At 38.2% G+C, this 12356-nt stretch carries 11 protein-coding genes; 8 read left to right on the top strand and 3 right to left on the bottom strand.

The genetic code is table 11. From position 1 onward, the window contains the following. Positions 1-128: 128 nt before the first annotated feature. The 4 genes from rnm to GTH25_RS08075 all read left to right on the top strand — a co-directional run bounded on the left by rnm (position 129) and on the right by GTH25_RS08075 (position 4129). Positions 129-989 (top strand): RNase RNM, encoded by an 861-nt coding sequence (gene rnm, locus GTH25_RS08060; protein WP_075672106.1) that lies wholly within the window; start codon positions 129-131, stop codon positions 987-989. Positions 990-1013: 24 nt separating this feature from the next. Continuing rightward, the gene (locus tag GTH25_RS08065; protein ID WP_023582284.1) at positions 1014-1634 is read left to right on the top strand and encodes an L-threonylcarbamoyladenylate synthase; all 621 of its coding nucleotides are present in this window, start codon (positions 1014-1016) and stop codon (positions 1632-1634) included. 423 nt (positions 1635-2057) lie between these two features. Beyond that, entirely contained in the window at positions 2058-2981 is a 924-nt protein-coding gene (rluB, locus tag GTH25_RS08070) for a 23S rRNA pseudouridine(2605) synthase RluB (RefSeq protein WP_075672104.1), read from the top strand. Between the two features lie 200 nt (positions 2982-3181). Beyond that, on the top strand, positions 3182-4129 hold the full coding sequence (locus GTH25_RS08075; protein WP_075672102.1) for a hypothetical protein: 948 nt from the start codon (positions 3182-3184) through the stop codon (positions 4127-4129). A 44-nt stretch (positions 4130-4173) separates the two neighbouring features. Here the strand turns inward: GTH25_RS08075 and cobO are convergent, their stop codons facing one another. Beyond that, the gene (gene cobO / locus GTH25_RS08080; RefSeq protein ID WP_075672100.1) at positions 4174-4764 is read right to left on the bottom strand and encodes a cob(I)yrinic acid a,c-diamide adenosyltransferase; all 591 of its coding nucleotides are present in this window, start codon (positions 4762-4764) and stop codon (positions 4174-4176) included. 25 nt (positions 4765-4789) lie between these two features. Next, on the bottom strand, positions 4790-5551 hold the full coding sequence (locus GTH25_RS08085) for a YciK family oxidoreductase (protein WP_191902114.1): 762 nt from the start codon (positions 5549-5551) through the stop codon (positions 4790-4792). A 213-nt stretch (positions 5552-5764) separates the two neighbouring features. Here GTH25_RS08085 and sohB point away from each other — a divergent pair, with 213 nt between their 5' ends. Continuing rightward, a complete protein-coding gene (gene sohB, locus GTH25_RS08090) occupies positions 5765-6811 on the top strand; it encodes a protease SohB (RefSeq protein WP_075672096.1) in 1047 nt (348 codons plus the stop codon). A 475-nt stretch (positions 6812-7286) separates the two neighbouring features. Here the strand turns inward: sohB and GTH25_RS08095 are convergent, their stop codons facing one another. Then, complete coding sequence (locus GTH25_RS08095) at positions 7287-7535, bottom strand: YciN family protein (RefSeq protein WP_088495697.1); 249 nt, start codon at positions 7533-7535, stop codon at positions 7287-7289. 307 nt (positions 7536-7842) lie between these two features. On the opposite strand from GTH25_RS08095, the gene topA reads away from it, so the two are divergent. The 3 genes from topA (at position 7843) to cysB (ending at position 12332) form a co-directional block, all read left to right on the top strand. Next, entirely contained in the window at positions 7843-10440 is a 2598-nt protein-coding gene (gene topA, locus GTH25_RS08100) for a type I DNA topoisomerase (protein WP_075672092.1), read from the top strand. Positions 10441-10595: 155 nt separating this feature from the next. Then, positions 10596-11120 (top strand): superoxide dismutase family protein, encoded by a 525-nt coding sequence (gene sodC, locus GTH25_RS08105; RefSeq protein WP_099659693.1) that lies wholly within the window; start codon positions 10596-10598, stop codon positions 11118-11120. A gap of 237 nt (positions 11121-11357) precedes the next feature. Beyond that, on the top strand, positions 11358-12332 hold the full coding sequence (gene cysB, locus GTH25_RS08110) for an HTH-type transcriptional regulator CysB (RefSeq protein ID WP_075672088.1): 975 nt from the start codon (positions 11358-11360) through the stop codon (positions 12330-12332). Positions 12333-12356 lie beyond the last annotated feature (24 nt).

Raw genomic sequence — 12356 nt, forward strand, 5'->3', positions numbered from 1 at the left:
GACAGATAATAAGTTAATAGACTAGCTCGTGTTGTGTACTAGTAAACTGGATTGCGTTGGGTTCGTCAAGTACTTTATGGCATACTCTTTAAAAATTATTATCTTGCTAAGGTAAAAAGGGAGAAGCAATGACAGAAGTGCTATCTGATTTAAGAGTGATTTATGATTTGCACAGCCACACTACCGCGTCAGATGGCGAGCTTTCACCAGAAGAATTGGTTGATAGAGCGATAGAGCGTCAAATTAATGTCTTAGCGATTACCGATCACGATACAACGGCGGCGATTACTCCTGCTAATGATTATATTGCAGAAAAAAATCTGCCTCTTACCCTGATATCAGGTGTCGAAATATCGACTTTGTGGGAGAATATAGAAATCCATATTGTTGGATTGAATATTGATATCAACCACAACGTAATCAAGGCACTTCTTTTGTCACAAAGTCAATGTCGCGAAACTCGAGCGATAATGATTGGTGAGAGATTAGAAAAAGCAGGTATTGTAAATGCATTTGAAGGGGCAAAAGCCTTAGCGCATGGTGGACAAGTGACAAGAGGACATTTTGCCCGTTTTCTCGTGAATGAAGGGCATGTTGCCTCGGTTAATAAAGTGTTTAAACGTTATTTAGCGAAAGGTAAAACCGGTTATGTACCACCACAATGGTGTTCAATCGGTGACGCTGTCACGGCAATTCATGAAGCTGGTGGTGTTGCAGTATTAGCGCACCCGGGACGATATGGTCTATCCTCTAAATGGTTAAAACGATTAACGCTTTATTTTAAACAACTCGGTGGTGATGCAATCGAAGTGGCACAATGCCAACAACCACCACAAGAACGGGAACAACACGCAGCATTAGCACAACTTTATGGGTTAAAAGCTTCGTTAGGTTCTGACTTTCATCGCCCTTGCTCGTGGATAGAATTGGGGCGTAATTTATGGTTACCCAGTGGCGTCGAACCCGTTTGGTCGCTATGGCAAGAGTAACATTAGAAATTCGTTGAGGGATGTATGAGCCAACTTTTTTATATTCACCCTGATAATCCGCAGGCTCGTTTAATTGAACAAAGTGCTGATATTTTACGCAAAGGCGGTGTGGTGATTTATCCAACAGACTCTGGCTATGCTATAGGCTGTTGTTTAGAAAATAAAGATGCAATGACGCGAATTTGTCGTATTCGCCAATTAGATAAAAACCACAATTTTACACTGATGTGCCGTGATTTGTCCGAAATCGCTAACTACGCTTATGTTGATAATGTGGTGTTTCGCTTAATAAAAAATAATACCCCAGGTAATTACACCTTTATCTTAAAAGCAACTAAAGATGTACCAAAGCGTTTGATGAATGATAAGCGTAAAACCATAGGGTTGCGTGTTCCTTCTAACCCAATTGCACTGGCATTGTTAGAAAACATTGGTGAGCCATTAATGTCAACAAGCCTGATTTTACCGGGCAATGATTTTGCGGAATCTGATCCGGAAGAAATCGAAGATTTATTAAGTAAACAAGTTGATTTGGTGATCCACGGTGGTTATTTAGGACAAAAACCGACAACGGTCATTGATTTAACGGAAGATACCCCTGTTATCGTACGCGAAGGTACGGGTGATATTACGCCATTTCAGTAAGCAATTTGGTTGATTAAACTAATTTGGAAGTAAATAATTCAATAGCGAAGAAATTTATCACGAGATAAAGAGATAAAAGGTGAAGGGATCTATCGCTTGTGTTAAATTTATACATTGCGATAAAAATCACGGTGACTGTTTTTGATATCAGTTATACCAACGCGCATTTTAAGCGCTAAGTACAGTAACTTGATAAGCAGACAAACGGTTAAGCTGTCACTATAGTTTTGCCAACATCGTTTTATCGGCACTATTTATTATCACAATGTTGATGTGAAAAATCATCAACATTGTTCACTATTGAATCAATAAACCTGTGTTTATTTCTTATTTTAATAAACATGGGTTATTTTTATTTAATTGATTTTTAAAAATTAATTCTATTTTTATGACGCCTGTGAAGGCGACACATGAGGTTGTTTCATGAGCGATAAATCGCAACGCACTGAAAAATTACAAAAAATCCTTGCTCGTTCTGGTCACGGTTCTCGCCGTGAAATTGAAGGTTATCTTCAAGAAGGACGTATCAGCATTGATGGTACAAAAGCGAAATTAGGTGATCGTATTGATGTCACCACTACAGCAAAAATCCGCTTAGATGGACGTATTCTAAATATTCGTGAAGCACAAAAAGATGTTTGTCGTGTGCTTGCTTATTACAAGCCTGAAGGTGAACTGTGTACTCGCAGTGATCCACAAGGTCGCCCGACTGTTTTCCAACGCCTTCCTCGCCTTAACAGTGCTCGCTGGATTGCAGTGGGTCGTCTTGATGTAAATACCAGTGGATTACTGTTATTTACAACAGATGGTGAATTAGCTAACCGTTTAATGCATCCTAGCCGCGAAGTTGAGCGTGAATACGCAGTACGGGTTTTTGGTGAAATTGATGATGCCAAAATTCGTCAGTTAACTCGCGGTGTACAATTAGAAGATGGTCCAGCTTCATTCCGCTCTGTTTCTTATCGTGGCGGTGAAGGGATTAACCAATGGTATAACGTTTCTCTTACAGAAGGACGTAACCGTGAAGTTCGTCGTATGTGGGAAGCGGTTGGTGTACAAGTTAGTCGCCTTATTCGTGTTCGTTATGGTGATATTGATTTACCAAAAGGCTTACCACGTGGTGGTTGGGTTGAACTTGGATTAGATCAAATCAACTATTTACGTCAGTTAGTTGAATTAAACGACGAGACAGTAACAAAAGTTGCAGTAGAAAAAGATCAGCGTCGCATCAAAGCGAATCAGATCCGTCGTGCTGTTAAGCGTCATACTAAGATTTCAGCACGCACTTCAACATCACCAGCTAAAAGAGCGTCAAGTCGTCGCCAGTCAGCAGGAAATAAAAAGTAATTAGCGAATAATTATTTATTATTTTAAATTAAAATATCATCTTTCATAAAGAAGCACCCATTGAATAGGGAGCTTCTTTTTTTTGATAGCTTTCTTTTTTCCATAAATGAAACTATGATGCACGGATTAATGAGATGAGAAGTCATTTTTATTAAAATAATATTTTATTTGTATATTTTACGATAAGGTATACGCGATATATGCATCGTTCTTTTTATTTAACAACAATGTTATGTGCGACTACTCTTACTACGGGTTGTGAGCCAACGACTAATTCAAACTCACAGTCTGGCGTGTTTTATATTAGTAACAATAAAACAACACCGTTAGTATTTCAAATAGATAATAATTCTTTTTGGCTTAATACCGGTGAAGTGAAAGAAATAAAATTAGAGAATGGAAAACATGTATTAGTTGATGCTGATGGAACGAAGAAAACCTTTATGATTTATCCCGGTAATCATGGCGGAATAATTAATCCATCTAGGGAAATCTACTATAGTTTTACTTCTATTTTTTCTCCTAAAGAAGGCAGTGAGCATTTGTACTTAACAATGCGTTCCATTTGGATTAATGGCCAGCTTGTGCATGGTGCTATTAATAGCTCTGATGCTATGTTTATTGATAATAATGTTTTCCGCTGTGAAATCCCATTAAATGAACCTATCCCAACTTATTTACCTGATTGGAGTAATAAGGGAGTGGTAAATGTATTAACTAAGTGTTTTTCCCAATCTGAATTTCAAGATTTTATATCAAGAAAGCCATATGGTATTAATGTTTATGCAGGACGTAATTTATTAGAAGCCCATAAAGAAAAAGATAAATACAACTGGATAAATGATGAAAATACGCGAACAGATGATTTTATTCCAACATTGAGTCATATTGAATTTAATAATGGCGAAATGCTGAAAGAGGCTAAAAGTATTTATAAAATAACCAATTCCTATTTAGCTTCACGTGATCCGAATGAAAAGCAAAATTACTATAATGAATATCATTTTCATATAATGGCAATGGCTATGGTTTATAATCAGCAAATACAGAATGATATATTCGATGATAGAGAAGCTTACTTTAAACTGATAAATGAAACAGGGCGTATATTTGGTGCTGGCATATTAAGTGAGCCAGCTTTAATATAAATAATTATTCATTTTTACATAAATGAAAAGGTGGTAAGAGATTATTACCAATCTATGCCTTTTTGTGCTTTTATCCCACTATCAAAAGCATGTTTAATAGGACGCATTTCTGTCACAGTATCTGCTAGATCGATTAATTTTCTATGACAGCCTCTTCCAGTGATAATGACATTTTGATGAGAAGGGCGAGAGCTAATCGCTGAAATAACCTCATCTAATGGTAAATAGTTAAAACTAATCATATAGGTAATTTCATCGAGAATAACGAGATCGTATTCTGGGTTATTAAGCAGTTTGAGTGCATATTGCCATGTATTTAAACAGGCGGCTGTATCTGCACTTTTATCTTGCGTTTCCCAAGTAAATCCAGTTTCCATTACATAGAAAGGTACGCCAAATTGCTCCAGTAGGTTACGTTCACCGTTTTCCCAAGTTCCTTTAATAAATTGCACAACACCAACCTTTTTTTGATGACCAACTGCGCGGGTTGCAGTACCCATAGCTGCGGTTGTTTTTCCTTTACCATTACCAGTAAAAATCATCACAATACCTTGTTCTCGTTGAGCTTGCTCAATTCGGGTATCTACTTTTTCTTTTAAACGTTGTTGGCGTTTTTGGTGTTGTGCATCATTCATTGAACTACCTCGAGCTTAGATTACGTTATTCAGCAGGGCCAGCTTTACGGCCAGGTTGTGCATCTAAAGATTGTCCTTTCACATCAATACTGTCATCACTCATCAAATAGAGATATAACGGCATCAAATCTTTAGGTGTTTTTAGCTTTTGTGAATTTTCATCAGGGAATGCACTCGCTCTCATTGCTGTACGAGTACCACCAGGATTGATGCAGTTAATACGCAAAGTACTTTCGTTATATTCTTCATTAAGTACCTGCATAAAGCCTTCTGTTGCGAATTTTGATACAGAGTAAGCCCCCCAACCATAGCGACCTTGGCGACCCACACTGGATGTCGTGAGGATAAGACTCGCATGAGGCGCTTTGAGCATCAATGGCAATAGGGCTTTTGTGAGCATAAATGTCGCATTAACGTTAACTTGCATAACGTCATGCCAAAGGTTGCTTGGTTGATTAATGATAGGCTCAACAACACCTAATAAACCAGCATTTTGTAATACACCATCAATATGAGGGAAGCGTTTAACGAGAGTATCTGCAAATTGCTGAAAATCGTTCTCTGTCGCTGTAAGTAGGTCAAGTGGATATAACATAGGTTGTTGGCCACCTGATGTGATTATCTCTTCTTGAACATCCTCAAGTTTTGATAGAGTACGGCCTAATAAGATAAGTGTTGCGCCGTATTGCGCATAAGTTAGAGCAGCTTCTTTTCCTATGCCATCACCAGCACCTGTTACTAGAATAATTTTATCTTTTAGCACGCTATGATCGGGTTGATATTGCAACATATTGATATCCTGTCTAGTAAAAAGTAAATAAAGTGTAACGTCTTATTTGTCTAGCGACCAGTTTAGTCTGACTTTTTGTTTACAATTTATGGCTGTTTTCTTTATGGTATTAAACATAATCATGCCTTTGTTGCTGGCGCTAAAGCAGAATTTCGTTAAACTAGGCGTATTGATTTGAGTCAGTGTTATTAACCTTAAAAAGAGGTCTTTGTGGAATATATTTTGCAATATGGACTGTTTTTAGCAGAAATTGTCACTGTTGTTGTGGCGATTATCGCTATCGTGTTGTTTTTCGTCGTGATTGGAAATAAAAAGCAAAATCGTAAAGGGACATTAAGAGTCACAGATCTTGCTGAAGCCTATGAAGAAAAACAGCGCGTTATGCAACAAGCGAAAATGGACGATGCTGAATTAAAAGTCTGGTATAAAGCATTTAAGAAGCAACAGAAAAAAGAGAATAAACAGAGTAAAAACAATGCGAAAGAAGGTAAAAAAGGCGTTGTAAAACCTTGTTTATATGTGCTTGATTTTAACGGTAGCATGGATGCCCACGAAGTGGGTGCATTACGTGAAGAAATCAGTGCTATTCTTTCTGTTGCACAATCGGGTGATGAGGTATTACTGCGTTTAGAAAGTCCGGGTGGTATGGTTCATGGTTATGGGTTAGCAGCAGCTCAGTTAACGCGTTTAAAAGAAAAAGGCATTAAACTGACTGCGGTTGTCGATAAAGTGGCTGCCAGCGGAGGATATATGATGGCATGTGTAGCAGATAAAATTGTTGCTGCACCATTTGCGATTATTGGCTCGATTGGTGTTGTGGCTCAAATCCCTAATATTCACCGTTTACTCAAGAAAAATGATATTGATGTTGAGTTACATACTGCTGGCGAATATAAACGCACATTAACTCTATTAGGCGAAAATACCGAAGAAGGACGTGAGAAATTTAAGCAAGATTTAAATGAAACACATCTGTTATTTAAATCATTTGTGCATAAATATCGCCCTCAACTTGATATCGATAGTGTTGCAACCGGTGAGTATTGGTACGGCTCAGAAGCACTAAACAGAGGCTTAATTGATGAAGTTGGTGTGAGTGATGATTGGTTGATCGGCCATATTAATGATTTTGAAGTTCTCTCTGTCCAATATGTTACCAAGAAGAAAATGGTCGAACGTGTTACAGGCGGTGCAGTGGAAAGCATTGATAAACTGATGATGCGTTGGGTACAAAGAAGTAAAAAACCGCTACTATAAGTCAATAAGTACACTATAAATAATATCAGCGATACGGATTATTGCTGATATCATATTTTCTTACCTATCACTATTCCCTAATCTTTCAAATAAATATTCTATTCTAAAAGCTTTTATTTCGATAAGACAAAAAAAAAGCCAGTGAAAATTTCACTGGCAATCAAAGAAATAATTGATATTGCTTATAACAACAACAGGGTAAATATTTCCTCTTTCTAGGAGGTTTCAATATAACCGTAAATAGAAAATAAAAATAATTGATATTACTGATTGTATTGATAGGTAAGTGTAATCGTGAGTTGAGATGTGACAGAAAATCCGCATTATGTTCAAAATGAATTTTTATTCTTTATTTTTGTTTGGTTATGCCAGTTATTGTCATCTAAATGAATGCAATAACTGGCAAGCAAAGCCTCTTTTTTTGTTATCGATAAATTTACTTTAGTGATTAAATAAAAATAATCACGAAGATGATTTATTCTAAATGGTATTTATCAGATAACACATGAGCTAAATGCTTAAACATATTGAATGCTGCGGTGCTTTTTGCAGTAGGTAAACCTTGTTCATCTAAAAAAAATTCACCTTTAAATACGAGGACATTACCTTTCTGTTCAACCGAATCAGCACGCATACCGTGTATATAATCTTCATGTTCACATATGATTTTATTCGCTTTTTCAAGTAGCATCTCTGTTGTAATCGGTGTAGTTTGTGTTGACATAATATGTGCTCCTTAGAAAAATAATTTGTTGCGCCTCACTTTTTATCAGGTAGAGTGTGGCATTTTTAAAAGCTTAGCTACTCTATATGTAGCAAACAATGATTTGCCTGTACCCGATCAAAGCGATGAGGTGATTAAAATACCTCAAAAAAAGTCACGAGTTTTGAGCTCGAACAAAAGCTTTGAATAAAAACAGGTTGATATATTGCAAAACTAACGCAATATAAAAAAGAGATTTTAAACATTTTTTTAGTTGAAGGTATTAAACGATACCGTCATAACAAAGTTTAATTAGGTAAAGGTAATTATGGGTAAAGCTCTTGTTATCGTGGAGTCCCCGGCTAAAGCCAAAACAATCAATAAATATCTTGGCAATGACTACGTAGTTAAATCTAGCGTGGGTCACATTCGTGATTTGCCAAAGAGTGGTTCTGGCAGCCAGAAGAGCGAAAACTCATCCGCCACGAAAGGCGTGAAAAAAGTTAAAAAGGATGAGAAATCAGCCTTAGTCAGCCGTATGGGAGTTGATCCCTATAACGGATGGAATGCGAATTATCAAATTCTACCCGGTAAAGAAAAAGTCGTGGCTGAACTAAAAGCATTGGCTGAGAAAGCTGATCATGTCTATCTCGCAACGGACCTTGACCGCGAAGGAGAAGCTATCGCGTGGCATTTACGCGAAGTTATCGGCGGTGATGATGAACGATTTAGTCGAGTGGTTTTTAACGAAATCACTAAAAATGCCATTACACAAGCTTTCCAAACTCCGGGTGAGTTAAATATAGATCGCGTTAACGCGCAACAAGCACGTCGCTTTATGGATCGTGTTGTGGGCTATATGGTTTCACCTTTACTTTGGAAAAAAGTGGCTCGTGGATTATCTGCGGGTCGAGTGCAATCAGTTGCCGTGCGTCTTTTAGTTGAACGTGAGCGTGAAATTAAAGCCTTTGTTCCCGAAGAATATTGGCAATTACACGCGTCACTGTTAACGCCTGATGAACAGCCATTGCGTATGGAAGTCACGCATTATAATGATAAAGCCTTCAACCCTGTTTCATCTGATGAAACACAGGTTGCGGTTAAAGCATTACAGAATGCGACCTTCACGGTAAAAGATCGTGAAGATAGACCAACATCCAGCAAGCCAAGCGCACCACTTATCACATCAACCTTACAGCAAGCGGCAAGTACGCGCTTAAGCTTTGGTGTGAAAAAGACGATGATGCTAGCTCAGCGCCTTTATGAAGCAGGTTATATAACCTATATGCGTACTGACTCAACTAACTTAAGTCAGGATGCAATTCAAATGGCGCGTGATTATATCAATGAGAATTTTGGCGCCAAGTATTTGCCGAAAGAGCCAAACGTTTATTCGAGCAAAGAAAATTCTCAAGAAGCGCACGAAGCTATCCGTCCTTCAGATATCAACGTTATCGCAGAATCTTTAAAAGATATGGATAACGATGCCAAACGTTTATATCAACTGATTTGGAATCAATTTGTTGCTTGCCAAATGACACCGGCAAAATACGATTCGACCACATTAACAGTCGAATCAGGTGATTATAAACTACGTGCTAAAGGTCGGACTTTACGTTTTGCAGGTTGGACGAAAGTCATGCCAGCGATGCGTAATAAAGATGAAGATAAAACCTTACCAGCCGTTGATGTAGGGGCAAAACTAGCTTTAGCTGAATTAGAACCTACTCAGCACTTTACTAAGCCACCAGCTCGTTTTAGCGAAGCGACGTTAGTTAAAGAATTAGAAAAACGCGGTATCGGCCGTCCATCAACATATGCATCTATCATCTCCACCATTCAAGATCGTGGTTATGTGAAAGTTGAAAACCGTCGTTTTTATGCAGAAAAAATGGGTGAAATTGTAACCGATCGCTTAGAAGAGAATTTTAGCGATTTAATGAATTATGATTTTACTGCGCAAATGGAAGATCACCTCGACCATGTTGCTAATAATGAAGAAAACTGGAAAGCGGTATTAGATGCGTTCTTCACCGATTTTAGTCAGCAATTAGAAATTGCTGAAAAAGATCCTGAAGAAGGCGGAATGCGACCAAATCCAATGGTTATTACGTCGATTGAATGTCCAACCTGTTCTCGTCATATGGGAATTAGAACGGCGACAACAGGCGTATTCTTAGGATGTTCAGGCTATGCTTTACCGCCTAAAGAGCGTTGTAAGCAAACCATTAACCTTATCCCTGAAGATGAATTATTAAATATTCTTGAAGGGGAAGATGCAGAAACCAACGCATTACGTGCTCGTCGTCGTTGCCCGAAATGTGGTACTGCAATGGACAGTTACCTGATTGATACTCATCGTAAATTACATGTTTGTGGTAATAATCCTGCATGTGATGGTTATGAAGTTGAAGAAGGTGAGTTCCGCTTAAAAGGTTATGAAGGTCCAGTTATTGAGTGCGATAAATGTGGATCTGAAATGCACCTGAAAATGGGGCGTTTTGGTAAATACATGGGCTGTACTAATGATGATTGTAAAAATACCCGTAAGATCTTAAAAAGCGGTGAAATTGCACCACCGAAGGAAGATCCCGTTCCGCTTCCAGAGTTGCCATGTGAAAAATCAGATGCTTACTTTGTCTTACGAGACGGTGCTGCGGGCGTATTCTTGGCTGCAAACACGTTCCCTAAATCAAGAGAAACGCGTGCACCAAAAGTAGAAGAACTGGTTCGCTTTAAAGACCGTTTAGCAGAGAAAATGCGTTATTTAGCAGAAGCGCCGGTGGCTGATCCTGAAGGAAACCCAACGATTGTGCGTTTTAGCCGTAAAACAAAACAGCAATATGTTTCTTCAGAGAAAGATGGCAAAGCAACAGGCTGGTCTGCGTTTTATGTCGATGGTAAATGGGTTGAAAAAACCAAATAACATCGGCATTACGTGCTAAATAAAAAAGCGACTAATGAGAGTTAGTCGCTTTTTTGTATTTAGAAGGTATGCTAATTAAAGATATTGAAACAGTATTAATGGTTGATTTCTATTTGTCTGATATTTTATTTTGCTAATAATAAGACGGAGATACTATGAAACTGATGCCTTTGTTACTATCTGGCTTACTCTTCACTTCTGTGGCGAGCGCTGCAACGTTAGATGTCACGTTAAAAGAAGCCTTACCAACGGGTGCTGGCAACGATATTGGTGTTGTCACTATCACTGAAACTGATTATGGGCTGTTATTTACGCCAAAACTCACTGGATTAACACCGGGTATTCATGGTTTTCATATTCATGCTAATGGTTCTTGTGAACCAGATATGAAAGATGGCAAACCTGTACCCGCTTTAAAAGCGGGTGGCCATTTAGATCCTGAAAAAGTTGGTGTTCACTTGGGGCCTTATAATAAAAATGGGCATCTAGGTGATTTACCAGGATTAGTCGTGAATGACAAAGGTGTTGCAGATTATGCAGTATTAGCGCCAAAACTCACCAAACTTGAGCAAGTGAAAGATAAAGCAATCATGGTGCATGTGGGGGGAGACAACTATTCTGATGATCCCGAGGCTCTTGGCGGTGGTGGTGCAAGAATGGCATGCGGTGTGATTAAATAATTTAGTACCATTATTATGAAATAAAAGCTGACAGTGAACGTCGGCTTTTTTTATGCTTGTTTATAGCTTATAACTATTCGATATAACAAAACCTAAATAACGCTATTAATTACGTTAGACCGAAATGAAATAAGTGATATAGTGGTTATATATTACATCTTTATTATTCTTTTTAGTTATATGAATATAAATAGAATAACGGAATAATAAGTCTTTTGTTGAAGGGATAGCCTCTCCATGAAATTACAACAGTTGCGTTATATCGTTGAAGTGGTGAATAACGATTTAAATGTTTCAACCACGGCAGAGCGTTTGTATACATCTCAACCGGGAATAAGTAAACAAATTCGCATGTTAGAAGATGAGTTAGGTATACAAATATTTTCTCGTAGTGGTAAGCATCTAACGCATGTGACACCTGCGGGTGAAGAAATTGTAAGGCTGTCTAGAGAAATCTTATCAAAAACAGAAGCTATTCGGTCTGCTGCGGGTGAACACACTTATCCAGATAGAGGCTCATTATCGATTGCAACAACGCATACACAAGCTCGTTATGTATTACCTCCAGTAATAAAAGGTTTTATTGAGCGCTATCCTGATGTTTCATTGCATATGAACCAAGGGTCGCCAACACAAATTGCTGAAGATGTATGCAGAGGTAAAAGTGATTTTGCGATCGCGACAGAATCACTGCATCTTTATAACGATTTAGTGATGTTACCTTGTTATCGTTGGAACCGTATTGTGGTGGTTTCAAAAGATCATCCATTGGCACAAAAACGAGAGGTGACGCTGAAAGAGCTTGCGGGTTACGATATTGTCACTTATACCCAAGGTTTTACTGGGCGTTCTGATCTTGATGATGCTTTCGGTAAAGTAGGGTTAAAACCTAAAATTGTTTTCACTGCAACCGATGCGGATGTTATTAAAACTTATGTGAGATTACATTTAGGTATTGGTGTGATTGCCAGTATGGCATTTGATCCTGTACTCGATAGCGATTTAGTCGCAATTGATATGCGTGATAAGTTTAGTTATAGCACCACTAAAATTGCATTCCGTCGTAGTGGTTTCTTACGTGGCTATATGTATGATTTTATGTGGCGTTTTGCCCCTCATCTTACGCGTAATTTGATTGAACAAGCGGTTGCATTGCGAACTAACGAAGAGATTGAAGAGTTATTTAAAGATATCGAATTACCCTTAGTGTAATACTGAAAGGCGGGTGATCCCCGC

The sequence above is a fragment of the Proteus terrae subsp. cibarius genome (genome assembly GCF_011045835.1).
In the GTDB taxonomy this organism is placed as follows: domain Bacteria; phylum Pseudomonadota; class Gammaproteobacteria; order Enterobacterales; family Enterobacteriaceae; genus Proteus; species Proteus cibarius.

Bases quoted from the DNA above. Each gene is read 5' to 3' on its own strand.
- rnm (WP_075672106.1), top strand. From the start codon at position 129: ATGACAGAAGTGCTATCTGATTTAAGAGTGATTTATGATTTGCACAGC.
- GTH25_RS08065 (WP_023582284.1), top strand. From the start codon at position 1,014: ATGAGCCAACTTTTTTATATTCACCCTGATAATCCGCAGGCTCGTTTA.
- rluB (WP_075672104.1), top strand. From the start codon at position 2,058: ATGAGCGATAAATCGCAACGCACTGAAAAATTACAAAAAATCCTTGCT.
- GTH25_RS08075 (WP_075672102.1), top strand. From the start codon at position 3,182: ATGCATCGTTCTTTTTATTTAACAACAATGTTATGTGCGACTACTCTT.
- cobO (WP_075672100.1), bottom strand. From the start codon at position 4,764: ATGAATGATGCACAACACCAAAAACGCCAACAACGTTTAAAAGAAAAA.
- GTH25_RS08095 (WP_088495697.1), bottom strand. From the start codon at position 7,535: ATGTCAACACAAACTACACCGATTACAACAGAGATGCTACTTGAAAAA.
- topA (WP_075672092.1), top strand. From the start codon at position 7,843: ATGGGTAAAGCTCTTGTTATCGTGGAGTCCCCGGCTAAAGCCAAAACA.
- sodC (WP_099659693.1), top strand. From the start codon at position 10,596: ATGAAACTGATGCCTTTGTTACTATCTGGCTTACTCTTCACTTCTGTG.
- cysB (WP_075672088.1), top strand. From the start codon at position 11,358: ATGAAATTACAACAGTTGCGTTATATCGTTGAAGTGGTGAATAACGAT.